We start from the raw sequence: 26,939 nt of genomic DNA, 5'->3' as shown, positions 1-26,939 counted from the left end.
GCGTGTCCTCCAAGCCGGGGTCACGCGCTCATGCGGTCGCCGGGGGGCACGATCGCCGCTTCGTGCGGGGCACGTCCGTCGAGCCATCGGCGCAACACCCCCTCGGGAACCTCTTCGCGCACGAGCGCGAAGGCGTAGTGATCGCGCCAATCACCGTCGATGTGGATGAACCTTCGGCGCAGCCCTTCATAGCGGAACCCGAGCTTCTCGACGACGCGCAGACTCGCGCGGTTCTCGGGACGGATGCAGATCTCCATGCGGTGCAGTCGCAGGTCGGTGAAGCAGATGTCGGTGGCGAGCGCGACCGACACCGGCGTGATGCCGCGCCCGGCGAACCGCTCACTGACCCAGTAGCCGATCGTCGCCGACGAGAGCGAACCGCGCGCGATCCCCCAGACGTTGAGCTGCCCGGCGATCTCGCCGTCGTACTCCATCACGAACGGCACCCCGGCGCCGTCACGGTACTGCTGCAGCAGGCGACGGATACCCGACCGCATGTCGAACGAGATCCCACCGTCGGGGCTGGTCGCCTCCCACGGTTGCAGCCACGCACGATTGGTGAGCAGCTCGTTCTGCAGGGTGCGCGCGTCGCGCTGTTTGATCAGGCGGATCGAGATCGGTCCGTGGCGACGGGGAGTCATGAGGTCCATGGGACTCCCTCGTGCCGAGCGGCGGTCAGTACGACGCCGCGAATTCCTTGAGCCAGGGCCGCAGTTCGGGGCCGAGATCCTCGCGATCTGCCGCGAGCTGCACGATGGCCTTGATGTAGTCCACCCTATCGCCGGTGTCGTAGCGACGCCCGCGGAACACGACGCCGATCACGCCGGGGCCGTCGGGATCAGCGGCGAGCTCCTGCAGGGCATCGGTGAGCTGGATCTCACCGCCCTTGCCCGGTTCGGTGCGCTCGAGGATGTCGAAAACAGAGGGAGCGAGCACGTAGCGGCCGATGATCGCGAGGTTCGAGGGGGCTTCTTCGGCCTTCGGCTTCTCGACGAGGCCCTTCACACGCACGACGCCGTCGGCGTCGGTGGCTTCGACATCGGCCGCGCCGTACATGTGGATGTGATCGGGGTCGACCTCCATGAGCGCGACGACCGCGGCGCCGGTGCGTTCGTGCTCGGCGATCATCGTCGTGAGCAGTTCGTCACGCTCGTCGATGAGGTCATCGCCCAGCATGACGGCGAACGAGGCATCACCGACGTGGGCGCGTGCGCGCAACACGGCGTGGCCGAGGCCCTTGGGCTCACCCTGGCGGACGAAGTGGATGTCGGCGAGGTCGCTGGATTCGATGACCCGCAGCAGTCGCTCGTCGTCGCCCTTGTCGCGCAGCTTGACCTCGAGCTCGGGCACCGAGTCGAAGTGGTTCGAGATCGCGTTCTTGTTGCGCCCGATGATCACGAGGATGTCGTCGATGCCCGCCTGAGCGGCTTCTTCGACGACGTACTGGATGGCCGGCTTGTCGACGACCGGCAGCATCTCTTTGGGCATGGCCTTCGTTGCCGGCAGGAAGCGCGTACCGAGTCCAGCGGCGGGAATGACGGCCTTGAATGACGAGGAAGACATTCCGCCATCTTATCGATCCGCTCTGACACGGCCTGAGAGGCCGCGCGATCTAGAATCGACGCATGCCCGATTCCGTCGCCGACGCCAAGCGCGCCCTCCGCGCCGATCTTCGCGAGCGACGTCAGGTGCGGTCTGACAGAGAACGGGATGCCGCATCCGCCGGCGTCACCGCGCAACTCGATCGGCTGCTCGACGACCTGGGCGCGACGTCGATGTCGTGCTTCCTCTCCACCCCCACCGAACCCGGCACGCATGAGTTCGTCGAGCGGGCGGTGGCCCGCGGCATCCGCGTGCTCCTTCCGATCACGCGCGCCGACGGCCTGCTCGACTGGGCGGTCGCCACCCCGGACGCCGATATCGCCGAGGGACTGTTCGGGCTGCCCGAACCCGTCGCCGATGTCGTGGGCCCGATGGCCGTCGACGAGGTCGACCTGCTGGTGATACCGGCCGCGGCGATCGCCCGCGACGGGACGCGTCTGGGCTGGGGTCGCGGATATTTCGACAAGATGATCGGTTCGATGCAGCACCGCCCGCCGATCTATGCCGTGGTCTTCGACACCGAGGTGTTCGACGAGCTCCCCCACGATGACCTCGATCAGCCCGTCTGCGGCGTCGTGACTCCCACCCAGACCCTCACCCTGTCGCCCGCGCGACACTGACCCCTTCGAGACAGAGACCCATGCCCACCTACGCCTACGCCTGCAAAGACTGCGACCACCGGTTCGACGCGGTGCAGTCCTTCGCCGATCCTTCTCTCACCGAATGCCCGGTCTGTGAGGGTGCGCTGCGCAAGCAGTACGGCTCGATCGGTGTGACCTTCAACGGCTCGGGGTTCTACCGCACCGATTCCCGCGCGTCCGGCGAGAAGTCCGGCAGCACGGGGAGCAAGAGCGGTGAGAAGTCCTCGTCCGACTCATCGGGCAGCAGCGGCGGCAGTGGCGCGTCGTCGTCGACTTCGACATCATCGAAGTCCGAGACCAAGGCGTCGTCCGCTTCGTCGGGCGCCTGACCGGCATCCGTCCCCACACCCCACAGGAGAGCACCCGTGATCAAGGGCTTCAGAGACTTCATCATGCGCGGCAACGTCATCGACCTCGCCGTCGCTGTCGTGATCGGCGCCGCGTTCACCGCAGTCGTCACCGCGATCGTCGACAGCATCATCACGCCGTTCATCCAGATCTTCTGGCAGCCGAACGAAGACGGCGTCGTGGGGTTCCCCGTGCCCGACATCTACGGTGGCACGGTGACGTTCCCGATCGGCGCGCTCATCAACGCGCTGATCAGCTTCCTCGCGGTGGCGATCGTCGTCTACTTCGTGTTCGTCTTCCCGATGAACAAGTGGAAAGAAATCCAGGCCGCCAAGGCGGGCGTCGAAGAAGAGCCCACCGGCCCGACCGACGTCGAGCTGCTCGTCCAGATCCGCGACCTACTCGAGAAGCAGTCCGGCGTGAAGGTGTCGTCGACGCCCGCCGCTGGCGAAGGCGACAAGCCCGCCTCCTGACCCTGTACGCGATCCACCCGCGTCAGTAGTGCGGGGGGACGTCTTGCCGCATGCGTGCGTCGTTGGGTCCGGACTCCGAGGACGATCCGGATGCCGTGGCATCCGCGTCGTCGTCGGCCGATGCCGGTTCGGGGTGCGTCCCGGGTGCGGGCGTGAGGCTCACGCGCCGTCGCCCGGTGCGCACGACCCGCTGACGCGGGACGCGCGGTTCGGCGTCGTCAGCGGACACCCTCAGTCCATATCGAGCGGCTGCGTCTGCGTGTGGGCGCGCGGCACATCCGGCGAGACTCCGAGCAGCGCCGCGATCCGTCCGGCGACCGCGGCCGGATCACTGTAGAGATCGAAGGAGTGCACACGCACGTAGTGCCACCCCAGGCGTCGCAGGATCTGCGGGCGCAGCCGCAACGCTTCGCGCAACGAGTCCCCGATCGTCTCGGGGTCGCTCTCTGCAACCACGGCCTTGCCGCCATACTGGGCGACCAGCGGCAGGAGTCCGCGGTAGTGGACGTCGACGGCGATGCCGAGCGCACGCAGTTCGCGGGCCAGGGCAAGCGTCAGCGGATCGGCCAGATCTTCCAGGCGCGCATCGCGTGAGCGGGCTGCGATGCCGCCGAGGATGCCCATGAGGGTCGCGGCACCGTGCTCGAGGCGTCCGTCGTCGAATGCCGACGGACGGATCGACGAGACGATCACCATCGAACGCCGGGCGCGGGTCATGCCGACGGTCAAGAGTCGTTCGCCGTCGGGCGTGGACAGGTCGCCGAAGTCGCTCAGCACGCGGCCGTGCTTGGTGAGCCCGAATCCGAGCGAGAACACGACACGGTCCCGGCTCTCGGCGACCGACTCTTCGAGGGTGAGCACCGCGAACGGTTCGGCGGTGTCGCGCGAGACGAAGTCGGCGACGTCCGAGCGTCCGGCGAACGCGCGCTCGACGGCGGCGCGCACGCGCTCGGCGTGTTTCGCGCTGGCGGTGACGACCATGAGCGACTCGGTACGGCGATTGACGGCATGCTCGGTGACGAGGGTGACGACGCGGTTGACCTCGGCATCCGGGCTCTCGACCGCGCCGGTGACGGGATCGGGGGCGCCCATGCCGCCCTCGACGTAGTCGACGCTGAGGCTGCCACGACCCAGGTAGGAGCCGGCCCACGGGTACGAGACGATCTCTCCGCCATAGAAGGCGTCGTTGACGAGTTCGGCGAGGTCTTCGCCGCCCGCGCGGTAGCTGCGGGTGAGGGTCTCGACGGGAACGATGTCGGCGAGCCGCTCGAAGACGCTGGTCGTGTCGAACGGCACCTCGTCGTCGTCCTCGTCGTCCCGCGCGGGAGCGGTCGTGGCCGCGACACGGAACGGCATCGGCTTCTGGGTGACCGGGTCTCCGAAGGCGACCACCTGCCGGGCGCGGCGGAGGGCGGGGGCTGCCTCGGCGACGCAGAGAGCCCCCGCATCCGCGATGATCACGACGTCGAACCCGAAGGCGTCGGGGATCGACGGCACCTCGTAGGGCGAGGCCAGCCACACCGGCGCGAGGGTGCGCAGCAGTGTGGGCGCGGCCGAGAACAGTTCGACGGGGGTCGAGCGGCCATCCTTGAGCGCGCGCTTGAGCGCGTCGGCTTCGGTGGCGTGGTCGACGATGCCGATGCGCCACTGCTTGGCGAGTTGGGCGGCGAGCAGGGGTCCGGATGCCGCGGCATGCGCTTCGTCGACGAGACGGAAATCGCGCTCGAGCCGGTCGACGACCGCCGTGTTCGCCCCGAGAAGGGCGCGGTCGCTGCGCAGCACCTGCTCGAGGGCCGACTGCCACCAGGCGAAGTCGAGTTCGGCGCCGACCTGCTCTTCGGGCACATGTCGCACGGACAGTTCGGTCAGAAGCGGCTCGAGGCCGAGGTCGGCGAGTTCGGTGCGCAATGTCGCGCGCTCGACGAGGTTGTCGAACACGTCGGAGTCTGCAGCGAGGCCGGCGAGCGTCCGCACGAGTTCGCGCACGGGCAGCGTTGCGAGGCGGTCCGATCCGGTGCGCCCGAGGATCGCGTCGAGCTCGGCGAGTTCGGCGTCGGCGCGCTGCCAAGCGACCTGCACGTCGGCGAGGCCCAGCGGCACCTCGGGGGCGACGCCGGCGTCGACGAAGCGCTGCCACTCGGTGCGCTGCTGTTGAATGCGCACGAGCGCCTCGTACATGTCGGTGACGTGCACGCCGGGGCGCACGTACTCCTTCGACAAGCGCCGCAGGCGTCGACGGGTGGGTCCGCTCATCGATGCGGAGTCCTTGCGCGGGCCGTGGGCCTGGATGAGCTCGCCCAGCGGTCGCTCGAACACGGTGAGGCTGAAACGGTCGAGCGAGTCGCGGATGCCCTGCAGCAACCGAAGGTATCCCCCGAGTTCGGCGACGGTGTGGAAGGGCCGCATCCGCGTCTGGGCGATGAGTTCGTACCCGCGCTCAAGCAGCCCGGGGATGTCCTGCCGGTGAAGGCGCGCCGCCAGCGTGTGCGCCGCGCGAGCCTGTTCTGTGGTGTCGAATGACACCCCGTACCACGGCGAGTCGTCGGGTCCGAAGCGGAACTCCCCCAGCCGCGCTGCGGCGATGAGCTTGTCGGCGGCTTCGTCGCGGCGGTCGGCGAGGCGCGCCAGGGTCGGTGCATCGAATCGCGCCGAGGTCGCCGGGGGCACGGGCTGTTCGGCCAGGCGCGCAAGGCGGCGCAGGATGTCGAGTGTCGAGACCCCGAGTGAGGCGTGGGGCGCGGTGACGGCGCCGCGATAGTCGCGCAGCACGGTCCGCAGACGCACGAGGGCGTCGTCGATGTCGGAGACCTTCGGCTGCTCGGCCTTCTCGTTGCGACCGATCGCGCGGATGAGGTCGCGCTGCAGGTGGGTCGGTGAGACGGCGAGTCCCGGAAGACCGATACCGGCGAGCCGGTGGCGCACGCCGTCGAGCGTCGAGCGTCGAGCGCTGACGACGAGCACGCGCTTTCCCTCGCGCACGAGTTGGCCGGCGGCGTTGATGACCGTCTGGGTACCGCCGGTTCCGGGCAGGGTGTGGACGACGAGCGACTGGCCGACGGCGATACGGGCGAGCACGCCTTCTTGTTCGGCATCGGCGTCGAGCAGGAGCGTGTCGGATGCCGGGGCCCGGTCATCCGCGTCTCCCATGTCGGGCACGTCGCGCCGCAGCGCGAGCATTTCGCGGTCGTCGGGGTGACCGGCCAGCGCGTTGAGGACGAAGCTGTCGAGGTTGGCCGCATCCGTCGCCATCGAGGCACCGACGTCGCCGAAGCTCGAGACGACGAGCCGTGGCCGCACGCCGAACGTGTCGATGTGGGTGGCGAGGGCCCGCAGGTGGTCGATGACGGGTTGCGGCTTGAAGACGCCGCCGTCGTATGCGAGAGAGGCGAGAGCGGTGGCGTCGAGGTCGATGCCGAAATGGGTGCGCAGCACCCGCGTCAGTTCGGGGTTGACGCGGAAGGTGCCGTGGAGCTTGACCTCGAAGTCCGACTGGTGGCGGCGGATCGCGACGGGTCGTAGCAGCACCGGCGCAGTGCAGGCGAGCCCGCCGATGCGCCACGAGGCGAGGCCGACGGCCAGATGCACGGTGTCCAGGCCCCGGGTCGTGCGCAGTTCGACACTCTTGGCGGTGATGCGCTCGGCGGCCATGCGCGCGGTGCGCAGAGCCACCTCGTCGCGGAAGAGGTTCGACAGCAGGGTGGAGCGTCCCGTGAGGAACTGCGGCAGACTGCCGGGATGCGCGTGGGTCATCTCGATGCCGGCGTCTTCGGCATCGGAGTAGTGCACGAGGGTGGACCGCCCGCCGAGTTGGGCGGCTTCGAGGCGCAGTCGTTCGCGTTCGGGGTCGGCGATGTGCTGCACGACGACCCCCGGCTCCGAGAGCCCCAGGTCACCCGGGTTCACTTCAGCCGCGGGCGTCTCGTCGCCGACTACGACGTTGCCATCTGCTCGCCACACACGAGCCACGATAGGTGCACGTGTGCCGGTCACCTTGCATCCGCGCCGGGTTTCGCGGTATTAGGGCGCGTCGCGTCCTCCCCATACCGCGCCGGGGGCGCGTTCTCCTCAGACGGATGCGGCATCCTCCCGGCATCCGCTCCCTCACGCAGGATGGACCCATGACCCCGCTCTTCACCGTGCACCCCTCCCCGATCGGCGACGTCCTCATCGTCACGCGGGGCGCGTCGGTGGTGACGCTGCGTCCGTTCGATGCCCCGCTCGAGACCGAGATTGAGGCGGTGTCGCTACGGTTGCAAGAGATCGTCGAGCCGGGTGAGTCGGATGCCGCAGCCGCAGCCAGCGCGCAACTCGACGAGTACTTCGACGGCGAGCGCACCGCGTTCGATCTGCCGCTGGAGTGGGCGCCGGTGCAGGGGTTCACGCGACGGGCTCTGGAGGCGGTCTGCGAGATCCCCTACGGCGAGACCGCGAGCTACGGCGAGGTGGCGATCCTCGCGGGCGCCCCGGGAGCGGCCCGCGCCGTCGGCACGGCCTGTCGCCTGACGCCGTTCTCGATCGTCGTGCCGGTGCACCGGGTCATCCGCGCCGACGGGTCGATCGGTGAATACGGCGGGAGACCCGAGATGAAGCGCTTCCTCCTCGACCTCGAGTCCCCCTGATCCGGTGCGGTGACGCATCGCGGGCGCGAAGGCCGCCCGAACACCGACGGTCTCGGGCAGATGGGGGTCTGCCCGAGACCGTCGAAGCGCGCTGCGCTAGTGCTCCGTCGCCTTTTCTGCCCCGAATCCGGTGAGCGATCGCACGTCCATCTCTGCGGCGAGACGGCGATTCTCCTTGCTCCGCGATGTCACAGAGCCGAGCCAGCCGAGCAAGAAGCCCAGCGGGATCGAGACGATTCCCGGATTGTTCAGCGGCCAGATCGCCGTGCCGACGTTGGCGAACACGCTCGTCTCGGTTCCCCAGAACACCGGGGAGAGGAAGATGAGGATGATCGCCGCAGCCAGCCCGCCGTACATGCTCCAGACAGCACCGCGCGTGGTGAAGTTACGCCAGAACAGTGAGTACAGGATGGTCGGCAGATTCGCCGATGCCGCAACGGCGAAGGCGAGCGCCACGAGGAACGCGACGTTTTGTCCTTGCACTCCGATACCGCCGATGATTGCGGCCACACCGATGACGACCACGGTCCGTCGGGCGACCTTGACCTCGCCGTCCGGGGGCACATCCCCCTTCTTCACGACGTTGGCGTAGATGTCGTGGGCGAAGGACGCCGCCGCTGTGATCGTCAGACCGGCGACGACGGCCAGGATCGTCGCGAACGCGACGGCTGAGATGAACCCGAGCAGTAGCGGTCCACCCAGTTCGAGGGCGAGTAGCGGCGCAGCGGCGTTGACGCCTCCGGGTGCGTTGCGGATGGTTTCAGGTCCGACGAGCTGGCCTGCACCGTAGCCCAGCACGAGCGTGAGCAGGTAGAACAACCCGATCAGCCAGATCGCCCACACGACGGAGCGACGTGCTTCCTTGGCCGTCGGCACCGTATAGAAGCGCATGAGTACGTGCGGCAGACCCGCCGTCCCCAGCACGAGCGCGATCGCCAAAGAGATGAAATCGAGCGGGTTGCGCCCGTACTGAAGGCCCGGGTCGAGGATCGCACTGGCGGGCTCGGTGACCGAGGCCTCCACGGCGCCGGCCAGGAGCGCATCGAGGCTGAAACCGTTGATCGCGAGCACCCAGATCGTCATGACGACCGCACCCCCGATGAGGAGGAACGCCTTGACGATCTGCACCCACGTGGTGCCCTTCATTCCACCGATGAGCACGTAGACGATCATCAGCACGCCCACCACGGCGACGACGATCGATTGACCGAGCTGGTCGTTGATGCCCAAGAGCAACGACACCAGACCGCCGGCACCGGCCATCTGGGCGAGCAGGTAGAAGAAGCAGACCGCAAGGGTGGTGATCGCCGCTGCCATCCGGACCGGTCGCTGCTTCAGGCGGAAGGAGAGCACGTCCGCCATCGTGAACTTGCCGGTGTTGCGCATGAGCTCCGCGACCAACAGCAGTGCGACCAGCCAGGCGACGAGGAACCCGATCGAGTAAAGGAACCCGTCGAATCCGTTGACGGCGATGGCGCCGCAGATCCCGAGGAACGACGCTGCCGAAAGGTAGTCGCCCGAGATGGCGAACCCGTTCTGCGGGCCCGTGAACGAGCGCCCGGCGGCATAGTAGTCCGCCGCTGTCTTGCTGTTGCGGCTGGCCCGAATGACGATGAACAGTGTGACCGCGACGAACGCCCCGAAGATCGAGATGTTCAGGATCGGATCGTTCTCCACGGTCTGGACGGCGGCGTGGATCGCGCCGAAGACATCGTTCATGCCGACGCCTCCTGCTTCTCAAGCTGCCCGCGCAGCTCTTCGGCGATGGGGTCGAGTTTGCGATTCGCGTACGCGACGTAGCCCATGGTGATCGCGAACGTGGTGACGAACTGGCCGAGCCCGAGGATCAGACCGAGATTGATGTTGCCCCAGACGGGGATCGCCATGACGTCGGGGGCGAACGACGCCATCAGGACGAACAGGAAGTACCAGACGAGAAAGGCAATCGACATCGGGAACACGAAGCTCCGCTGGCGCCGCTTGAGTTCGCGGAACCGCGGGGAATCCTCGACGGCGATGTAATCGATGCCTCCCGGCGGCGCGGCATCGGTGGATGTGTCGGACATGTGGCCTCCTTGCCTCATGGTGTGCGGCGCGTCCTTGCGTCGAACGGACATTCACAGCCCGGCGGAACAGCCACCGGCGCGGTGATATCGTCGACGCTACAAATTTCGGCGTCGTTGCCGTACCTCCGGAAGTAGGTAGCTCGTGGGCATTCCCACCGCAGCAACAGGACCCCTCAGTGAGAGCGAGAGAAACCTCGTCGCCCGCGCCGTCGCCCAACTGCCGCAGCGCACGAGGTTTCCGGTGGCGTTCGGCGGCATTCTCCACGACGGCGCGGTGCATGTGTCCTCGATCGCCGGTGCTCGCACGCGCATGTTGAACGGCCTCGTCGTCGAACCCGGACGCGGTTTGGGTGGACGCGCCTTGATCGAGAACCGTCCACGTTTGGCACTGGACTATCGGTCGTCCCGCACGATCACGCACGACTACGACGGCGCGGTGCTCGGTGAGGGCATTTCGACGCTGTTCGCCATTCCGATCATGGTGGCGGGCCGCTCGCGCGGGGTCCTGTACTGCGGCTCCTGGTCGGAGCGCCCCGTCGGTGACGTGATGGCGAGTTCGGCTTTCGAGATCGCCTCCGAAATGTCGGCAGAGCTGCGTGTGCACGACGAGGTCGAGCGCCGTCTCGCCGACGGGGCAGAACGTGCCGGCCTGTCCATGTCGGTTCCCACTGCGGTCAGGGAGGAACTGCGTGAGAGCTACGCGGAGCTCCGCGCGATCACGGCGAGTGTGGCCGATGCCGAACTCCGCAGCCGGCTCGAAGCCCTCGAACGACGAATCGCCTCGCTTTCTCGTTCTCGACCTGCGCCGCAGTCCCGCGAAGGCGGCGACGCGCCGCGGCTTTCTCCGCGCGAAGTCGACGTGCTCGCCGGTGTCGCGCTCGGCGCCACCAACGGCGAAATCGCCGCGCGGTTGTCACTCAAAGAGGTGACCGTGAAGTCGTATCTTCAGACGGCGATGGGCAAGCTCGACGCGTCGACCCGCCACGCCGCCGTCGCGGCCGCCCGCAAGGCCGGAATCCTCCCCTGACCCGCGACACGAGACCTCTGCACGGCGTATCGTGCCTCACATGGCCCGCAGAATCGTGCACCAGCTGATCGACGACCTCGACGGAACCGTACTCGATGTCGGAGAGGGCGAGACGGTGCTGTTCTCGCTCGACGGCGTCGCCTACGAGATCGATCTGACGGATGCCAATGCCGCGCGACTGCGCGACGCCCTGGCTCCCTTCGTCACCGCCGGGAGGTCGATTTCGAGCCCGCGCGCGACGGGTGCATCCTCACGCTCCCGCGGAGGTTCCGGCAAAAAGGACCTCACGGCGATTCGCGAGTGGGCGACGCAGAACGGGTACAACGTCTCGGACCGCGGGCGGGTCGCGGCATCCATCGTCGAGGCATACGAAGCCGCCCACTGATTCGCCACGCGCACCCTCGATGCGCACCATCCGACGGTGGCGTCAGCGCGTCAAAACCAGTCGCGTCACCGTCGCGCGCGCAGATCGTGACGCACGCGAGCGATGACGGTGGCGATGACGATGAGCGCGACGGCGACGATCGCGGCGACGCCCGTCTCGGGTGAGTACGGCTCGGCGGTGAACCGGGCGATGGCAACCCACGCGATCCCCCAGCTGAGAGATGCGGCAGGTGCCAGGCGTCCGCCGCTCCAGAAGGCGAGCGCGATTCCGATGAGGGCGGCTGCCCCGAGAACGATCGCCGACCAGATCTCGGGCGCGATCCCGAACCCGTCGAATCCGGTGGCGTAGAGGATCGCGGTCGCATTGGCGACGGTGGCGATGATCACCCACCCGAGGTAGAGCCCGATGGCGCCGTCGGCGACGACGGTCTCGACGATGTTCTTCGGGCGCGTTCGGCGCAGGATGACGAAGATCCGGCACAGCACGACCAAGAGCATGGCGATGACCGGCAAGCTCAGCCACAGCAGGTCGGCTTGCACGACGCCGATCCACGCCGCGTTCAAGATGAGCGATGCGGCGACCCACCATCCGATGCGCTCTTGACGCGCGTCGTGTCGCTGACCCGGCAGCACTTGCCAGATCGCGTACGCGAGCATGCCGGTGTAGATGACGCTCCAGATGCGGAAGGCACCGGTTCCGGGCGCGATGAGCGTGGAGTCGGAGTTCAGGAACCCGCCGGCGGCCTCCTGAATCGGGGTGCCGAAGAAGGCGCCGGACCCGATGAACGCGGCGACGATCGCGAGCACGGAGCTGATCAGGATGATCACCTGCCGCGTGATCGCCTGGGTGCGGGTGCTGTGATCGTTGCTGGTCGTCGTCGACGAGGACACGGGTACCTCCAAGACATCGTGGGCGTGTGTCTGTGTATTCCGACGCTAAGGCGCGTGCGGATGCACCCGCACCGCCTTGCGTGGCGGGCGTTCGTCGGGTATCTCGCGCGAGCCGATCGGCGCGGACGGCGACGCAGCGCTGCGTCGAGGTCGCACCAGTGACGCGTCGCGCGAATTCGCATCCCGCGCAAGCACCGCTCATAGCAACCGCATAGCGGCGGTCGTTCTGATGGTGTCCACACCTTCACGAACGGATGCCACCCATGACCTCCACCAGCCTGCTCCTCGTCGCCGTCGACCTCGTCGCGGCCGTCGTGCTCTCTCTGGGCCTCTACTACCGGCGTCACCAGCGCCGCGATCTCGTCGTCGCCTTCCTCGGCGTCAACGTCGGCGTGCTCGCCGTCGCCGCGATCCTCGGCACCGCCGATGTCGCCCTGGGCCTGGGCCTCGGCCTGTTCGGTGTGCTGTCGATCATCCGCTTGCGCTCATCCGAGATCTCGCAGCACGAGGTCGCCTATTACTTCGCCGCGTTGGCCATCGGTCTGGTCGCCGGCCTCCCGCAGACCGATCCGCTGGCACCCGTCGGGTTCATCGCGTTGATCCTCCTCGTGATGTGGGCCGCCGACCATCCGGCGCTCTTGCGGCGCAGCCGTCACCAGACGGTCAAGCTCGACCGCGCGATCGGCGAAGAGACAGAACTGCGCGCCGCGCTCGTCGACCACCTCGGTGCCGATGTGACGTCGCTCACCGTGCGCCAACTCGACCTCGTCGACGACACGACCCTCGTCGACGTGCGCTACAAGGTCACCCCGGTTCGCACCCCCGTGGAGGCGCGGTCATGAACACCCTCGACCGTTTCGCCCCGATCTCGCTGGACGACCTCGTCGCCGACGCCGCCCTGTTGACCCGGATCGACCGCAAGTATGTGATCGATCGTGGCGACCTCGATGCCATCCTCACCTCGCTGGACCCGGCGACGCGGGTGCTCGAAATCGACGGAGCCCGCACGTTCGCCTACGAGTCCGTGTACTTCGACACCCCCGATCTGCTCAGTTTCCACCTCGCCGCGCGACCCCGCCGGCGTCGGTTCAAGCTGCGCACCCGCACCTATCTCGACGTCGACGCGGCCTATCTCGAGCTGAAGACCCGCGGCGCCCGCGGCACGACGGTCAAGCAGCGCTCCGAATACGACCCGCGACTGCGTGGCGAACTGACGGCGGATGCCCGGGGTGACGCCCGCGAGGCGCTGCAGGTCATCGGCGCCGGTGACCGTGCCGACGACCTCACCCCCGCCCTCACCACCCGCTATCACCGGGCGACCCTGCTGGCGTCGTCGGGCGCAGCCCGGGCGACCGTCGACACCGCGCTGGAGTGGCGGCATCCCGATGGTGACGGGTTCGCGCTCGACGGCCTCGCGATCGTCGAGACCAAGTCGGGATCGGCCGCCTCCGACATCGACCGTCTGTTGTGGCGCGCGGGTCACCGCCCGACGCGCGTCAGCAAGTACGCCACCGGCCTCGCGGCCCTTCGGCCCGACCTTCCGCGCAACCGCTGGTCGCGCCTCCTACGCGAACGCTTCGCGCCCCTGAACCCCTCATCCACCCTTTCCGACCGTTTGGAGTCATCATGCGCCGCTTGATCTATCCCCTCATCCCCCTCAGCCTCACCGCGATGGTGCTCGCCGGATGCGCGTCGACGACCTCGAGCGCGGCAACGTCCGAGACCTCGTCGTCCTTCGCGGCAGAGACCGTGGCGGTGGATTCGGAACTCACCGCCGACGCGGTCCTCGCCGCGAACGAAGATGCCACCGTCACCCGCGACGACGAATGGTCCGAGGCAGATGCCGACGACATCGACCTGTCGTCGGTCGACGGCACGCTCACGATCGACGCAGCCGGGGTGTACCGCCTCACCGGGTCACTCGAGGGGCAGGTGGTCGTCGCGGCGCCCGAGGACGCGGTGGTCGTCTTGCTGCTCGACGGCGTCGACATCGCCAACCCCGACGGCGCCGCGATCGACGTGCAGACCGCCGACGATGTCGCGATCGTCACCGCCGCGGGCACGACGAACACCGTTTCGGATGCCGCGAGTTACGCCGACGACGTCGACGCGAACGCCGCGATCCACAGCACGGTCGACCTGACCCTGTCGGGCTCGGGAACGCTCCAGGTCACCGGCAACGGGAACGATGGCATCGTCACGACCGACGACCTCGTCGTGCTGTCGGGCGAGATCGTGGTCGATGCCGCCGATGACGCCCTCCGCGGCAAGGACGCGCTCGTGATCGAGGGCGGCACGCTCGACCTCACCGCGGGAGGCGACGGTCTCAAGAGCGACCAGGACGATGATGAGACCCGCGGCTACGTATGGATCGACGGCGGTCACCTGACCGTCCAGAGCGGAGATGACGCGATCTCGGCGGCGACCGATGTGGTCGTCACCGACGGCGTGGTCGACCTCACCGCCACGGGTGCAACGACCGAAGACTCGGCGAAGGGCATCGTCGCCGGTGCCGTAGCGGTCGTCGACGGCGGAGACCTGACGATCGACGCGACCGACGACGGCGTCCACTCGGACGGGTCGATCGGATTCGGCGGGGGCGTCGTCACGATCTCGTCCGGAGATGACGGCGTGCACGCTGAGCAGCGGCTCGAGATCCGTGACGGCAGCGTGACCGTGACCGACTCGTTCGAGGGCCTCGAGGCCGTCGACATCGCGGTCTCGGGCGGCGAGGTCGACGTGACGGCGTCCGACGACGGCATCAACGCCGCCAGCGGCGATCCCGCCGGCGACACCGGCCCGGGAACCCCCCAGGCAGACACCGGAGAGTCCATCGTGTTCTCGGGCGGAACCGTCGTCGTCGTCGGTGGCCTCGACGGCATCGACTCGAACGGGTCGCTCACGTTCTCGGGCGGCGAGGTGCGCGTCGCTGGGCTGTTCACCGGCGGCGATGGGGCGCTCGACGCGAACGGTGACATCACCTTCGACGGGGGCACCGTCATCGCGACCGGAGGCATCCACGGCACCCTCGGCGGGAGCCAGTCGTGGATCGCGGCCGCCGCGACCGGGTCGACGGGTTCCGAAGTGACCATCGGCGACGACACCGTCTTGTACACCGCCGACGCAGACTTCGGCGCCGTGTTCTACAGCGACCCGACGCTCACGAGTGGAACCACCTACGAGGTGTTCATCGACGGTTCGTCGGTTGCGACGGCGACGTCGGGCGACGTGGTTGAGAGCCAGGCCGGCCCCGGCGGCCAGGCTCCCGGCGGCGGAGCACCCGGCGGGGGCGGTCAGCGCCCCTGACCTACCCCGGTGACGAAGACCCGGATCAGCTCGCCCGCGACGACCGCAGGGCGAGTCTGGTCCGGGTCTGCGCCGCGCCGAGAGGCCGGCCGCGCGCGACCTCACCGCGCTCGTCGCCAGCGGGCTCGCGCTCGCGCTCGGCGTGGCGATGCTGATCACCGCCCTGGGGTGACCCACGGCGGGTACCGTGCTCGCATGGGAATCTTCCGACGCGAACCCCGAGACATCCGCCTCCCCGACGACGCAGCCGTCGATCTGAAGGCGTCGCGCGCGCCGTGGAGCCTCTGGGCCGACGGGTTCGGCCGCCTCGCCGTGCGCGCGCTGCAGATTCTCCTCGTCGTCGCCGTCGCCGCCGGAATCATCTTCGTGATCCAGCAGCTCACCCTCGTGACGATTCCGCTGGTGCTCGCGTTGATTCTGGCCTCGGCGTTCGCGCCGGTGATGAACTGGATGCGCAGTCACGGCATGCCCTCTCTCGCGGCGACGATACTGACGCTGCTCGCGATCGTCATCATTCTGGGGCTGCTCAGTTGGCTCATCGTCTGGGCCGTGCGCGATCAATGGAACGACCTCTACTCGCAAGCCGAAGAGGGCTTCCAGAGCCTGCTCGCCTGGCTGAACACCCTGCCGTTCGAGGTCTTGTCCCCTGACCAGATCGACGAGTGGGTGGCGACGCTCACCGACTTCGTGACGAGCGCGCAGTTCGGGTCGGGCGCGATCGCCGGGGTGAGCGCCGTGGCGAGCTTCGTCACCGGGCTCGTGCTCATGGTCGTCATCCTGTTCTTCTTCTTGAAGGACGGCCCCCAGATGTGGCAGTTCCTGCTGCGCCCCTTCCGCGGATCGGCCGAGAAGCGCGCGCGCCGCATCGGTGACAAGACGGTCTCGGTGCTCGGGTCGTATGTGCGCGGTACGGCTACCGTCGCGCTCGTGGATGCGATCGGCATCCTCATCGGCCTCCTGATCCTGCAGGTACCGCTGGCCATTCCCCTGGCGGTGCTGGTTTTCCTGCTGGCATTCATCCCGATCGTGGGTGCGACGCTCGCCGGCATTCTCGCTGCGCTGGTCGCGCTCGTCGCGAACGGATGGCTCAACGCGCTGCTGGTCGTCGGTGTCGTCGTGGCGGTGAATCAGCTCGAGGGCAACTTCTTGCAGCCGTTCGTCATGGGCAAGTCGATGAAGCTGCACGCGTTCGTGATCTTGGTCGCGTTGACCGTCGGCACGGCGCTCGGGGGCATCGTCGGAGCGGTGTTGGCGGTGCCGATCACCGCTGCGGTGTGGGGCGTCGTGCAGGTGTGGGATGGCCCGAACACTCCCGCGCGCTGGGCGCGCCCGAAACACCAGCAGATGGCGTAGCCGCTCAGGCCGGCTTGCCGCACATGCCGCAGATGCCCGTTGCCGCCACCTCGACGAAGCAGTCGGTGCACATCGCGCGCGGCTTCTCTTCGGGTACGGTGCGACGCGGGGCGGTGGTTCGCTCGCCCGTCGAGCGCCGTGGCGACGATCGCTTCGACGGGGCGCTGACGACGGGCTCGGGGCGTGTGACGACCGGCACGTGCGGCCGGCAGTAGAACCGCACGAATCCGTCGTGATGGTTCGGATGCCGGTGCTTGAACGCCCACAGTTCGCTGCGGTCCAGCGGCTCGGCCGCGGTGCCGCAGGCGAAGCAGCGGGTCGGCTCGCCGGGGACGACCTCGGCGACGACGACGGCCGTCTCGAACGGGATCCTCTTGCGCCAATCGGCGCTGGATTCGACCTTCATGCCGTGCCTCCCCGGGTGCTTGCTTCAACGGTAACCCGCGCAGAGGCACGCAATGCACGTGATAGCGACCCCCAGCGCTGGGACGCCGGGGGCCGCTCTTCCGTCGAAGCCGCATGACAGCGGCATTGGCGCGACGGGATGGGAAATCGGGACGTCTGGGGAACATCCCTGGATGTCTGGGGAACATCCACCGTTAAGACTAGGAGTAGCGCAAAGTATTGTCTGTCCCCACTTCGGTGGACACGACGAGCGTCCTACAGTGGCGTGCAGACGAGGGTGGAGACGATATGGCGGGCACGCAGAAGAGCGAGTCGAAGACGGATGCCGCGGCCCACGCGGTCGAGCGGCTGCGGGTCGCCGAGGCGCGGCTGGCGCGGCGGCGTCAGTCCGCGTGCGGCCCGAGCGAAACCGCCCGCGCGGCGATGCGGTTCGTGTATGACTGCGCCGACGAGGGGCGCCGGGTCACCCCGACGCAGGTGGCGGAGCATGTGGGGGTGTCGACGGCGTCGATGGCCGGCATCCTGCAACGTCTGAAGTCCGGCGGACTCGTGACCTTCGTGGGCAATCCCGACGACGGGCGGAGCAAGTTCGTCGTGCCGACCGATCGCTCGGCCGACCTGGAGGACATCGATCCGCTGAGTGCGCACATCCGTTCGATGGCCGACACACTGTCGGCCGAAAAAGCTGCCGTGTTGCAGCGATTCTTGGATCAGGTCACAGCGGCAGTGGAACGGGAGTGCCGTTGACCGCGGCGCGGGGCGGCTCAGGTGTGAGGTAGAGCCCTTGGGCGCTGTTGGCCCCGCGCATGAGCTCTTCGATCCACGCGGGGTTGAGCATCGGCGCACGGCTGCCATAGAAGTGCAGCACGAGCGGAACCGATGGGTGGATCCACAGACTCGTCGTGAGGTTGGCGTCGACGTGGTGGTACATGAACGGCTCAGACCGACGGAGCTTGTTCATGATGACGATGCGCAGATGCGCGAGGAGGCGGTCGTCGATATCGAATGATCTGTCACGGCCGCCGTAAAGCAGTTTGCCCACGTGCTGAGAGTAAGCCCGCGGGGGCGCCGCGCTGATTCCGGCTAACCCACCGAGCTATCTCGGCGCGTCTCTACTCGCACGCGAGGCCGTCACCATCGCCGTCGCCGTTGTTGCCCGTGGCGTGGGCGAACCACTCATACACGTCGGCCTCGGCGGGGTCGTCCCGGCGGAACGGGCCCGTCGGGTGTCCGACGTCGTTGCGTTTCAAGCGCCCGCAGGACGGGTACTGCTCCCACCACGCACCGTAGGTCGACGCGGCCGGGATATCGGCGCAGTCGACGGTGACCACGATGCCGTCCGGGCCGAACGTCGCGATCTGGGCGGCGTGGTACGCCTCCTCGCGCGGATGGGCGGGGTAGCCATCGGTGGAGTCGTAGCGGGCGACGGCCATGCCCCGTTCGAGCTGGGCGAGCCCGAGGTCGGTGCCGTCCGGGGCTGTGACGTAGCGGATTAGCCGCCCGTGGGCATCGGCCTCGTTCTGCCCGGGCGGAAGCTCGAGGGTCACCGCATCCCCCTCGCTCACGAGGCTCTCGATGACCGCCGATGCCGCGTCGTAGCCGCACTCACCGCGTTCGGGCGTATCGATACCGATGATGCGGACCGTACCGGCCGAAGTCTCGATCGTGTCGCCGTCGATGACGGCCACGAGCGTGACGTCGCTCGCGTCGGGCGCCGGGGTCGGAACGCACCCGGCGACGACCAGCGTGAGCACGGCGAAGAGCGCGATGATCGCGGTCCTGGTCGCCGTGCGCATCCGCTCCCCTGTCCTGGTGTGTGGGCTGGTGTCCGAGGCTAGCGGTTGGGTGCGACAATCAATGCCCTGGCCGACCATCCTGCGAGGGTCTCCAAGCCACCACAGCGGAAGAGAGTTGCGGGTCACCAACCGAAGAGGGGCCCGAGATCTCCCCATGCAGCGCGCGCCACGAATACAGGTACGCGCCGGCGGTCACGAACGTCCACCGTGTGCGTTCGCGAGCCGGAGCGAGGCTCGCCTGAGGCAGCGTCAACCCACTCCCCTGCAGGCAGGTACACATCAACCGACACCAGGCCCGGGTCCAGCACGGGTGCCACCAGTAGGTCGTCACCCAGGTACCACTGCGTCGGGTAGTCCCATACGCGGACGTCCTCGGGGTGATCGAAATAGAGGGGGCGCATCAACGGTCGAGAGGTCTCGACCGCCTCACGCGCACTCGCGGCGATATAGGGGACCAGCCGCTCGCGGAGCTTCACGAGATCCCGAATGTCGTCGACCAGCGTTGCATCACCTGTACGTTCCGCGATGTTCCAGGGCGTGCGGTCGTTCGACGGCAGGCGATGGTGGTTGAACTCGGAGTGGTACTGCATGATCGGCACGAAGACGCTCGCTGCGGTTGCACGAACGTAGAGTTCGGCATCCGGGATCGGCCCGGAGAATCCTCCGATGTCCCACCCCCAGTACGCGATCCCTGATGCGGCGGCTGACAGACCCGCAAGTATCGACCAGCGGAACGCCTCCCATGTGGAGTTCTCATCGCCGGCCCAGAACGCACCGTGCGCGGGCGAGCCGGTGAACCCCGCGCGACTGAACGTCACCGGAGCCTTTCCGGCCGACTCCAATAGGCGTCCATACGCGGCGGCGTAGGCAACCGGAAAACTGTTGTTGCTGACATCGCCGGTCGTGCCATCGAGGTAGACGAGGTCGCTCCCCCACGCGTGCTCGCCGCCGTCGGTCTTGAACCCATCGATACCAACTTCGTCGACAAGGTAGCGCCGCTTCTCTGTCCACCAGGCTGCGGCGCGGTGGTCGGTGAGGTCCGGCATCAGCGCGAGCGGGAACCACCATCCACGGTTGCGGTATGGACGCAGTTTTCCGTCGGGTGTCCGTTCACGAATCAGTACGTCTTCCGCGATCGCGGCTCTCGCATCGGCGGCCGCTTGTCCCTCGGGATGCGGGCGCATCTTCATCAGCGGAATCTGCCACAGGTGCACCTTGATGTCGTCAGCGTGGAGTTTCTGGACCATCGCTTTCGGATCGGGCCACGCACCATCGGCGGGGAAGGTGAAGTCGCCAAGCGTGTGCGGTGTACCGTCCTCGTTGACCTCGTACTCCGCGTCACGGAACGCGGTAAAGGTGCTCTCATCGCTCCACGCTTCGATGACGACGTTGCGCACCGGAATGTCGTGGTGTTTGTGGAGCGCCATCTGCCGCTCGACTTCTGCTTGCGTGTTCCACTCGTTGCCACTCGCCCATAGGCCGTGCACCCAGTCGGGCAACACCTGCGGGCGTCCCGTCTCAGTGAGGAACCGATCGAGCACCTGCTGCGGCGAGCCCGAGTAAACGCCAACCTCGAGCACAGTGTCTGCATCGCTCGCGGCATCGACGGCCGACTCGATGATGAGCCGGTCGGCACGACTCGCGCCAATGTCGAACCAGACGCGCCGCGAAGTGCGGACGTGAAATCCCCACCCACCGCCACCGACGATGTGAGCGAACGGCATCGGCAAGTATGTGCGGCGTTGGGCGCCCTGGCTCTTGTACTGCTCGAAGACGACCGAATCGAGCACGGTTCCGCGATGGTCGAGCGCGTCATATCTCTCACCGAACCCGGTCACCCGCTCGCCGTCGATCAACGGCAGAGCGAACCTCACCCGGTGGATGCGAATCCCGTCGTCGAGCACCGCCACGGTTCCCGCAACCACCGCGGGGCCGTCGCCATCAAGACAGACGGCGGTGTCACCTGCGGGACGCCACTGGGCCACCCGAGTGGTGAACCACCGAGTGCGCTCAGTCTTGCCATCCGCGTGGTGGGCGGTGAAACGGTAGCCGATCTCGGAGTGCGCGGGAGGGGCAGTGAGGTAGGTCTCCCACCCGCCCGCCCGGCGCGCGTCTCGGGCTGCCGCCGATGCGAGATGGCCGCCGTCGACGGCCTGGCCGCGCGAGGACCGGGCCACGGGGTCGAGTGCCACGGTGCGAAGCCGAATTCCGTCGTCGAACTCGACGTCGACGCTTTCGACGCCGGGCGAGGTGCGTACTCCCAGTCGGAGCGATTCGCCCGCGAGTGGAAGTACCGGTGTGCGCTGCTCGGTGTCATCAGAGTAAGGGTGGCCGGAGCCGCTCGGGCGGTGGCGAATCATGCGGATGCCTGTCCTTCCGTGACGTCGGGGGTGTGCTCGAATTCGTCCAGCTGTGCGGCCAGTCGCAGGACCATCGCGTGACTCCACAGAAGAGGGTTCGCGACGTCCCCCCAGCGTTCGACCCACTCCGCTCGACGGTCGGGAAAGAGCAGATGGCCGTCTACCTGCTCGGGCAGCGTTCCCTCTTCGGAGACGGTGGAGACCGCCCAGTCGAGCAGCTGCCGAGCGCGCTCACGGTCACCGCGCGCGGCGTGCGCGAGGCCGAGGAAGCACGACAGAAGGGGCCATCGCCCACCTCCGTAGAAGGTATCTGCGCGAAATCGGTGGACACCGTCTTGGACGCATAGCTCCCGCTCGACCGCAGCGAGCGTCCGCTCGGTGATGTGCGAATCCGACGCAAAGACTCCGAGCGGGGCGATGACCGCGCTGAGGCTGGCATCCACCGTCTTGGCACCGACCCACTTGACGAGATGGCCGTCGCTCACGCCGCGCGTGAGAATCTCGTCGACGACGGCGTCTGCTGTGGCGCGTGCGTCCGAGGCGCGATCGAGCCCGATGAGCGAACCGTCTGCGGCGGCACGCAAGCCTGCGGCAACACAGCCGAGCGTCGAGATATGGACGTGCTCGTCGTGTTCTTCCCACCAATCGAAGCACGGGCGCTGCCAAGAACTCAGGAGGTAATCCACGGTGAGTTCGGCACCCCGTCGCCACCGTCGCGGATCGAGTCCGTGGCGACGAGCATGCGCATCGGCGGCCCACAGCCACGTCCCGTACCCATCGAGTTGAAAATCCCACCATTCGTCGTGGCCGAGTTCGCCGCTGAAGGTAAACCGTGCGGGGAGCATGGCCTCGTCGGCAAGCGGATCCCCCGCGGCCGCCGCAGCGACGATCTCGCCGATCCGGTCTTCGTATCGGACGATCACACGCTGGCACCAGTCGAAGAATGCCGTCGCCGAGTCAATTGCTCCGACGGCGGACACTCCGTCGGCGATGAACGCCCCATCGCGCAACCAGCAGTATCCGCGATAGGCCGAGAACGAGGGGCTCGCAGGATAGGCACCGTTGGGTTCCTGCAATGTGGTGATCAGCGCTCGCGAGGTGTCGAGCACGTTGCGCAGATCGGTGCGTGGCGTGGCGGCCATGGTTCCTGCCTTCGTCAAGAGCGAGACGGGGGCGGACACTCACCCGCCCCCGTCGTTGGTACTGTTCAGCCCAGAAGTGGGTTGACGCGCGCCTCTGCGTCGGCGAGCGCCTCCTCTACCGTCTTCCGGCCTGCAGCAGCCTCGCCGAGTTCTTCTGTGATGATGTCTTGCATCTCGGCTTGGCCATCTCCGATCGACGGAGCAAGCGCGACCTCTTCGAGCGAGTCGAAGACTGCCTGACGGTTGGCCGGCGGGGTCTGTTCGAGGTAGGCGTCAAGTGCCGCCTCATCGGCGATCGGGGGCAGTTCCCATCCCGCGTCCAAGCGCACGTCCACCGCTGCCTGCGAGCTCGTGAGGAATTCGGCGAATGATGTCGCCGCCTCGATGTTGTCCGCTCCGGCCGACACCGCGACCGCGTTGGAGAACAGCGCGCTTGCATGCCGCACGTCACCAGGCTCGACAGCGATGTCCCACGCGAAGCCGGCATCAGCCATGGCTCCGAACATCCAGATGCCCGTGTGCCACATCGCCAGGTCTCCCCCAGCGAAGAGGCCGCTATCGAAGTCGGGTGTCCCTGCGCCCTGTTCGGCGCTTGGCATCGTGCTTCCGCTCTTGCCGACGAGCCACTCTGCCGCGCGGATGCCTTCGGGCGAGTTGAACGCGACGCTCGTGCCGTCGTCGCTGAGGAACTGACCTCCGGCCTGTGCCACGGTCTTGTAGAACTCGTGATAGCTGATGGGTTGGTAGTCGCCCCACACCCCGGCTCCTTGGTCTGTGAGAGCTTCGGCGGCTTGCTGCTCGTCCGCCCACGTCCAGTCGCTTGTGGGATAGTCCAGGCCGGCGGCGTCGAAGAGGTCGGCGTTGTAGAACAGGACGACGTTCGAGAACGAACTTGGGAGCGCGTACTGGGTACCGTCTGTGGCATAGGCCTCAGCGAGCGACGTCTGATAAACGGAGGTGTCGACATCTTCGATTGGTGCCAGCACCCCACTCTCTTGATACGCGGCGTAGTTGGCGAACTCGATGTCGAACACGTCTGAGACGGTGCCGCCTGCGAGGTCAGTCTGCAGAGCGGTGAAATAGTCGGCATACGGCAGCGTGTTCACTTCGACGCTGATGCCAGGGTTCGCTTCTTCGAATGCGTCCACGATGGTCTGAAGATTCTCTTCGTTTCCGCCAGCGGAGATGAAGTTGGTGTAGCTGATGGTGACTTCGGCGTCTGCGTCGTTGCTCTCTCCAGAACCGCTGTTGCCTCCTCCCGAGCACGCGGTGAGGACGAGCGCGGAGGCGGCGATGATGCCTGCCCCGGCGAGAGATGTGGTGTGCTTCATTGCGGGTATCTCCTTCGATGTGTTGCGGTTCTTATTGGTGGGTGGTGTAGGGGGTCATTTGAGACCACTGCTGGCGACTCCTTGGATCACGTACTTCTGTGCAAAGAGGTAGATGGTGAGCATCGGCAGGATGCTGACGATTGAGCCGGCCATCATGACGTCCCATTGCGTCGTGTACTGACCTTGGAGTCCCGCGAGGGCGAGCGGCAGCGTCTGGAGCGTGTCCGACCGAAGGATGATCAGTGGCCACAAAAAGCTGTTCCAGCTGCTCATGAACGAGAAGACCGCGAGAGTGGCCAATGCAGGACCGACGAGCGGGAGCACCACCTGGCCGAAGATCCGGAAATGGCCCGCGCCGTCGAGGGTGGCTGCCTCGTCGAGCTCGCGGGGGACGGAGTTCATCGCCTGCCGCAAGAGGAACACTCCGAATGCGCTTGCTACGCCGGGCAGCAGCACACCCAGATAGGTGTCGACCAGCCCGAAGTCGCGCATCTGCACGAACAGCGGCACGATCAGCACCTGAATCGGGATCATCATCGTCGCGAGGTAGAGCGCGAAAACGAATCCCCGTCCGGGAAATGGGAGCCGGCTGAACGCGTATGCCGCCAGTGCGCTCGTTGTCAGTTGCAAGAGTGTCGTCGCGATCGCGAGCCCCAGCGAGTTGGCGATGACCCGCGCGAACGGCGTGTTCTCGAACAGCTCGGCGTAGGCGGCGAAAGACGGATCCTCGGGAATCAGCTGGGGCGTCGCACCCAAACCGGCCCCGGGCGAGAGCGAGGTCGAGAGGGTCCACAGGAACGGGAAGAACATGATTCCGGCCCCGAGGATCAGGACCCCGGTGAGGATCGTGCGCTTCGCGCGTTGCGACATGCGGCGACGAGTTGCGATGGTGCGCTCACGCATAGGTCACCCACCGCTTCTGACCGACGATCTGGATGACGGTGACGGCAAGAACGAGAAGGAAGAGCATCCACGACAGCGCGGATGCCTCGCCCGCCGCTCCGTACCGGAACGTGAGATCGTAAATCTGTTGAACGACTACCGTGCTCGCGCCCGCAGGGCCGCCACCGGTCATTGCATAAACCTGGTCGAACACCTGAAACCCGTTGATGAGCGAGATCACCACGACGAAGAACGTCGAGGGCGATAGCAGCGGCAGCGTCACACTGAGGAGTCGCCGCCACGGCCCCGCACCGTCGACCGTCGCGGCTTCGTAGAGCTCCTGCGGAATCGCCTGAAGCCCTGCGAGCAGGATGATCATGACGAAGCCGAGGTCTTTCCAGGCCGAGGCAAGGATGATCGACGGCATCGCCCAGGCAGGGTCGGTCCACCATCCCGGACCGTCGATTCCGAACGCCCCCAGCACGGCGTTGACGACACCGACCGAGGGGTTGAGTAGCCACCGCCATACGAGCGCAACGACGATCCAGCTCGTCACTACCGGAAGAAAATAGACGCCGCGAAGGAGATTGCGCCCTTTGATGCGCTGGTTCAGCGCGAGCGCGAGCGCGAGGCCGCCCACGTAGACGATCGGAAGATAGCCGACCAGATAGTAAAACGTGTTGCCGAACGCGCGTTGAGTGTCGGGATCCTGGACGAGGTGCACGTAGTTGTCGAGCCCGACCCACTCCATCGGTGCGAGCAGGTTCCACTCATGCAGGCTTGTCCATAGCGCGCCGATCATCGGGTAGAGCGTGAACATCGCCAGCGGAATCGCACTCGGTAGAAGAAAAGCGAGCACAGTGAGTGCGTACTTCCAGCGGCCACGGCGACGACGTACCGGGCGCGGCTCAGATTCGGGCGGGAATGCATCGAACTCCGTGGCGTCAGCCAGCGGCTCGCCGCTCGGCCTGGCCGCAACGCTCACGAGGAGGTGTCCTCGTGCGACGGGCGGACCAACGCGAGACGCTCGCGCACCAGCCGACCTTGCTCGCCAGAGGTGCCTTGCGCATCAAATGGTGTGGCCAGCACGAGCGACGCTGCGCCTTGCGCCCACCGGTCGTCCTGCCAGGTTTCCACGGCGACGGGAACCGAGCGGTTGCGGGGGATCAAGCTTGAGCGAAACGCGGGTTCGAAACCGAATGTCCAATGACGCCACGCGCCGACGCCTTCACCGAGAACGATGACGATTTCGGGGTCGATCACGTTGACGACTCCGGCGAGCGCTCGCCCGAGCAGATGCCCCGCGGTCGAGAAGAGCTGCTGCACGCCCGGATCGCCTTCGTCTGCCAGCGCAGTGAGTGCCGCCATCCCCGCGCTCTCGCCGATGAGGCCATTCGCCTTGCCCTGTGCGACAAGGGCGTCTTCGCCGACGAGCGCTTCGAGGCATCCTCGGCCGCCGCACTGGCATGCCGGCCCGTTCTCGACCACCGGCACATGCCCGACCTCGCCAGCACCACCCGCGCGTCCGCGCAGCAAGCGTCCCTCCGAAAGGATGCCGGCTCCGACACCGGTGCCGATCGTGACGACCAGGACGTCCTCGTGACCGCGAGCCTGCCCGTGGAGGGCTTCAGCCATCGTCAGCGCGTTGACGTTGTTCTCGACGAGGACGGGCAGATCGAGTTCTCGACGCAGCATCTCGCCAACGGGAATCTGCGACCAGCCGAGTTGTGTCGAATCGACCGTGCCAACGTGCTGTTCGTCGACGCTGCCGGGCACTCCGACTCCCACCCCAAGAAGGGGCGCGCTTCCACCACCCCCGCTGATGAACGCGCGGAGTCGTTCTGCTAGGTCTGAGATCGCTGTGTCGGCGTGCGCGTCGAACGGCTCTGTCGCGGAGCGGGTGACGGCGCCATCAATCCCCGCCTCGACCATCGCGACATGATCGGCAACGACCTTTACACCGACCGCACGCCCCGAGTCCGCGACGAGACCCAGTAGGCGGGCGGGCCGGCCACCCTGAGAGGGGCTGTACGCGAGCTCCTGCAGAAGCCCATCCGCGATGAGCTGGCGCGTGTGTTGCGTGATGAGGGCGGGCGAGACCCCCAGCTCACGGGCAAGGTCAGCTCGCGAGGTCGCCCCGTGGGCGCCGATGTGGGCGAGAACAGCCGAGCGCGTCACGTCGGTGCGACCGCCAGATTTCGACATCTCAACCTCTTTGTTCATGTCTTAATTAAGATCTGAAGAAAGAATAGGGCGGAGTCGCATGGACGTCAAGCACGTCACCGAGAGAGCCTCAACCATGCGCCGCAGGCG

The 26,939-nt window shown here is 67.2% G+C and carries 27 protein-coding genes; 11 read left to right on the top strand and 16 right to left on the bottom strand.

What is annotated here, in order from left to right; all coding sequences use genetic code 11:
• Positions 1–20: 20 nt before the first annotated feature.
• Together ACFQZV_RS06510 and galU are read right to left on the bottom strand one after the other, a co-directional pair.
• Entirely contained in the window at positions 21–650 is a 630-nt protein-coding gene (locus ACFQZV_RS06510) for a GNAT family N-acetyltransferase (RefSeq protein ID WP_378752146.1), read from the bottom strand.
• Positions 651–675: 25 nt separating this feature from the next.
• Entirely contained in the window at positions 676–1,563 is an 888-nt protein-coding gene (galU, locus tag ACFQZV_RS06505; protein ID WP_378752148.1) for a UTP--glucose-1-phosphate uridylyltransferase GalU, read from the bottom strand.
• 62 nt (positions 1,564–1,625) lie between these two features.
• On the opposite strand from galU, the gene ACFQZV_RS06500 reads away from it, so the two are divergent.
• Genes ACFQZV_RS06500 through mscL form a run of 3 tightly spaced genes read left to right on the top strand, consistent with a single transcriptional unit; the run spans position 1,626 to position 3,064 of the window.
• The gene (locus ACFQZV_RS06500; RefSeq protein WP_378752150.1) at positions 1,626–2,222 is read left to right on the top strand and encodes a 5-formyltetrahydrofolate cyclo-ligase; all 597 of its coding nucleotides are present in this window, start codon (positions 1,626–1,628) and stop codon (positions 2,220–2,222) included.
• A 20-nt stretch (positions 2,223–2,242) separates the two neighbouring features.
• Complete coding sequence (locus ACFQZV_RS06495; protein ID WP_378752152.1) at positions 2,243–2,572, top strand: FmdB family zinc ribbon protein; 330 nt, start codon at positions 2,243–2,245, stop codon at positions 2,570–2,572.
• A gap of 36 nt (positions 2,573–2,608) precedes the next feature.
• Entirely contained in the window at positions 2,609–3,064 is a 456-nt protein-coding gene (gene mscL / locus ACFQZV_RS06490) for a large conductance mechanosensitive channel protein MscL (protein WP_378752154.1), read from the top strand.
• A gap of 22 nt (positions 3,065–3,086) precedes the next feature.
• On the opposite strand, the gene ACFQZV_RS06485 is transcribed toward mscL, so the two are convergent.
• Both ACFQZV_RS06485 and ACFQZV_RS06480 read right to left on the bottom strand, forming a co-directional pair.
• Positions 3,087–3,293, bottom strand: coding sequence for a hypothetical protein (locus tag ACFQZV_RS06485; protein ID WP_378752156.1), 207 nt, complete (start codon positions 3,291–3,293; stop codon positions 3,087–3,089).
• Positions 3,294–3,295: 2 nt separating this feature from the next.
• On the bottom strand, positions 3,296–7,021 hold the full coding sequence (locus ACFQZV_RS06480) for an AAA family ATPase (RefSeq protein WP_378752158.1): 3,726 nt from the start codon (positions 7,019–7,021) through the stop codon (positions 3,296–3,298).
• A 161-nt stretch (positions 7,022–7,182) separates the two neighbouring features.
• On the opposite strand from ACFQZV_RS06480, the gene ACFQZV_RS06475 reads away from it, so the two are divergent.
• Positions 7,183–7,683, top strand: coding sequence for a methylated-DNA--[protein]-cysteine S-methyltransferase (locus ACFQZV_RS06475; RefSeq protein ID WP_378752160.1), 501 nt, complete (start codon positions 7,183–7,185; stop codon positions 7,681–7,683).
• A 96-nt stretch (positions 7,684–7,779) separates the two neighbouring features.
• Here ACFQZV_RS06475 and ACFQZV_RS06470 read toward each other — a convergent pair whose 3' ends face one another.
• A complete protein-coding gene (locus tag ACFQZV_RS06470; RefSeq protein ID WP_378752162.1) occupies positions 7,780–9,402 on the bottom strand; it encodes a solute symporter family protein in 1,623 nt (540 codons plus the stop codon).
• The gene (locus ACFQZV_RS06465) at positions 9,399–9,749 is read right to left on the bottom strand and encodes a DUF485 domain-containing protein (protein WP_378752164.1); all 351 of its coding nucleotides are present in this window, start codon (positions 9,747–9,749) and stop codon (positions 9,399–9,401) included. Before ACFQZV_RS06465 ends, ACFQZV_RS06470 begins: the two co-directional genes overlap by 4 nt.
• A 142-nt stretch (positions 9,750–9,891) precedes the next feature.
• On the opposite strand from ACFQZV_RS06465, the gene ACFQZV_RS06460 reads away from it, so the two are divergent.
• On the top strand, positions 9,892–10,776 hold the full coding sequence (locus tag ACFQZV_RS06460) for a LuxR C-terminal-related transcriptional regulator (RefSeq protein WP_378752166.1): 885 nt from the start codon (positions 9,892–9,894) through the stop codon (positions 10,774–10,776).
• 40 nt (positions 10,777–10,816) lie between these two features.
• On the top strand, positions 10,817–11,161 hold the full coding sequence (locus ACFQZV_RS06455; protein WP_378752168.1) for a histone-like nucleoid-structuring protein Lsr2: 345 nt from the start codon (positions 10,817–10,819) through the stop codon (positions 11,159–11,161).
• Between the two features lie 65 nt (positions 11,162–11,226).
• On the opposite strand, the gene ACFQZV_RS06450 is transcribed toward ACFQZV_RS06455, so the two are convergent.
• Complete coding sequence (locus ACFQZV_RS06450; RefSeq protein WP_378752170.1) at positions 11,227–12,051, bottom strand: TspO/MBR family protein; 825 nt, start codon at positions 12,049–12,051, stop codon at positions 11,227–11,229.
• 263 nt (positions 12,052–12,314) lie between these two features.
• Here ACFQZV_RS06450 and ACFQZV_RS06445 point away from each other — a divergent pair, with 263 nt between their 5' ends.
• The 4 genes from ACFQZV_RS06445 (at position 12,315) to ACFQZV_RS06430 (ending at position 16,710) form a co-directional block, all read left to right on the top strand.
• Positions 12,315–12,893, top strand: coding sequence for a DUF4956 domain-containing protein (locus tag ACFQZV_RS06445; RefSeq protein ID WP_378752172.1), 579 nt, complete (start codon positions 12,315–12,317; stop codon positions 12,891–12,893).
• Positions 12,890–13,690 (top strand): polyphosphate polymerase domain-containing protein, encoded by an 801-nt coding sequence (locus ACFQZV_RS06440; protein WP_378752174.1) that lies wholly within the window; start codon positions 12,890–12,892, stop codon positions 13,688–13,690. Before ACFQZV_RS06445 ends, ACFQZV_RS06440 begins: the two co-directional genes overlap by 4 nt.
• Positions 13,678–15,357, top strand: a complete 1,680-nt coding sequence (locus tag ACFQZV_RS06435; RefSeq protein WP_378752176.1) for a carbohydrate-binding domain-containing protein — start codon at positions 13,678–13,680, stop codon at positions 15,355–15,357. Before ACFQZV_RS06440 ends, ACFQZV_RS06435 begins: the two co-directional genes overlap by 13 nt.
• Before the next feature lie 195 nt (positions 15,358–15,552).
• Positions 15,553–16,710, top strand: coding sequence for an AI-2E family transporter (locus ACFQZV_RS06430; RefSeq protein WP_378752178.1), 1,158 nt, complete (start codon positions 15,553–15,555; stop codon positions 16,708–16,710).
• A gap of 4 nt (positions 16,711–16,714) precedes the next feature.
• On the opposite strand, the gene ACFQZV_RS06425 is transcribed toward ACFQZV_RS06430, so the two are convergent.
• Positions 16,715–17,116 carry a glucose-6-phosphate dehydrogenase gene (locus ACFQZV_RS06425; RefSeq protein WP_378752180.1) on the bottom strand — a complete coding sequence of 134 codons (402 nt, stop codon included), beginning with the start codon at positions 17,114–17,116 and terminating at the stop codon, positions 16,715–16,717.
• A gap of 287 nt (positions 17,117–17,403) precedes the next feature.
• On the opposite strand from ACFQZV_RS06425, the gene ACFQZV_RS06420 reads away from it, so the two are divergent.
• Positions 17,404–17,862, top strand: a complete 459-nt coding sequence (locus tag ACFQZV_RS06420; protein WP_378752182.1) for a MarR family winged helix-turn-helix transcriptional regulator — start codon at positions 17,404–17,406, stop codon at positions 17,860–17,862.
• Here ACFQZV_RS06420 and ACFQZV_RS06415 read toward each other — a convergent pair.
• The 8 genes from ACFQZV_RS06415 to ACFQZV_RS06380 all read right to left on the bottom strand — a co-directional run bounded on the left by ACFQZV_RS06415 (position 17,831) and on the right by ACFQZV_RS06380 (position 26,831).
• Positions 17,831–18,157: a DUF7882 family protein gene (locus tag ACFQZV_RS06415; RefSeq protein WP_378752184.1), complete on the bottom strand. Its 327-nt coding sequence runs from the start codon at positions 18,155–18,157 to the stop codon at positions 17,831–17,833. The two genes, ACFQZV_RS06420 and ACFQZV_RS06415, sit on opposite strands and share 32 nt — an antisense overlap.
• A gap of 70 nt (positions 18,158–18,227) precedes the next feature.
• A complete protein-coding gene (locus ACFQZV_RS06410) occupies positions 18,228–18,911 on the bottom strand; it encodes a thermonuclease family protein (RefSeq protein ID WP_378752186.1) in 684 nt (227 codons plus the stop codon).
• 122 nt (positions 18,912–19,033) lie between these two features.
• Complete coding sequence (locus ACFQZV_RS06405; protein WP_378752188.1) at positions 19,034–21,271, bottom strand: glycoside hydrolase family 31 protein; 2,238 nt, start codon at positions 21,269–21,271, stop codon at positions 19,034–19,036.
• Positions 21,268–22,413, bottom strand: a complete 1,146-nt coding sequence (locus ACFQZV_RS06400) for a glycoside hydrolase family 15 protein (RefSeq protein ID WP_378752190.1) — start codon at positions 22,411–22,413, stop codon at positions 21,268–21,270. The genes ACFQZV_RS06405 and ACFQZV_RS06400 overlap by 4 nt, the downstream gene beginning before the upstream one ends.
• 65 nt (positions 22,414–22,478) lie before the next feature.
• Positions 22,479–23,744: an ABC transporter substrate-binding protein gene (locus ACFQZV_RS06395; protein ID WP_378752192.1), complete on the bottom strand. Its 1,266-nt coding sequence runs from the start codon at positions 23,742–23,744 to the stop codon at positions 22,479–22,481.
• A 54-nt stretch (positions 23,745–23,798) separates the two neighbouring features.
• Entirely contained in the window at positions 23,799–24,647 is an 849-nt protein-coding gene (locus tag ACFQZV_RS06390; RefSeq protein WP_378752194.1) for a carbohydrate ABC transporter permease, read from the bottom strand.
• Entirely contained in the window at positions 24,640–25,485 is an 846-nt protein-coding gene (locus ACFQZV_RS06385; protein WP_378752196.1) for a carbohydrate ABC transporter permease, read from the bottom strand. Before ACFQZV_RS06385 ends, ACFQZV_RS06390 begins: the two co-directional genes overlap by 8 nt.
• Positions 25,486–25,607: 122 nt before the next feature.
• A complete protein-coding gene (locus ACFQZV_RS06380) occupies positions 25,608–26,831 on the bottom strand; it encodes an ROK family protein (protein WP_378752198.1) in 1,224 nt (407 codons plus the stop codon).
• Positions 26,832–26,939: the final 108 nt, after the last annotated feature.

It is taken from the genome of Microbacterium koreense (genome assembly GCF_042677105.1).
Lineage (GTDB): Bacteria > Actinomycetota > Actinomycetes > Actinomycetales > Microbacteriaceae > Microbacterium > Microbacterium koreense.
Note: the sequence above shows the minus strand (reverse complement) of the source record. Positions and strands in the feature narration are given on the sequence as shown.